The organism is Citrobacter sp. TBCS-14, from assembly GCF_005280805.1.
Lineage (GTDB): Bacteria > Pseudomonadota > Gammaproteobacteria > Enterobacterales > Enterobacteriaceae > Citrobacter > Citrobacter gillenii.
The window spans coordinates 1-555 of record NZ_SZWM01000272.1 but is presented as its reverse complement, the minus strand read 5'-3'; the positions used below and the strand labels follow the sequence as shown (position 1 = coordinate 555).

Here is a 555-nt window from a genome sequence, read left to right as displayed (position 1 = left end):
ACGCAGGGGAAAACGTGTCACCAGGTTGCGAACCCGCAGAATCGGCTCTCCCTCAACTACCGTGTCCTGCTCGGTTTGAGGTTCAACATGATGAGGATCGTGCAGAGAAATAAGCGGGAAGCGTCGCGGAAGGTCATGCCCGCGCATCTCCCCAAGTTGCGGCACTGCTGCCAACAGCGCTTGAGTGTAAGGATGCTGCGGAGCATGAAAAATTTGCTCAACGCTGCCCGTTTCGACCGCTTCACCCTGGTACATCACCAGCACCCGGTCAGCGATNACCACGCCCATATCGTGGGTGATAAAAATAACGCCCATCGACATCTCTTGCTGCAGCACTTTTATCAGTTGCAGGATCTGTGCCTGAATCGTGACGTCCAGCGCGGTGGTCGGCTCATCGGCAATCAACACCGCAGGGCGACACGACAGCGCCATGGCGATCATCACCCGCTGGCGCATACCGCCGGAAAGCTGGTGTGGATAACGCGATAAAATCGCCTTCGCCTCGGGGATACGCACCTGATCGAGCATTCGCTTCGCTTCTACCATCGCCTCTTC

The 555-nt window shown here is 57.0% G+C and carries 1 protein-coding gene; it reads right to left on the bottom strand.

All coding sequences use genetic code 11. The annotated features are described in order from the left end of the window. Window positions 1-555 (bottom strand): oligopeptide/dipeptide ABC transporter ATP-binding protein (locus FDX22_RS12465; RefSeq protein WP_146717271.1); only part of this gene is annotated, 555 nt, incomplete at both ends.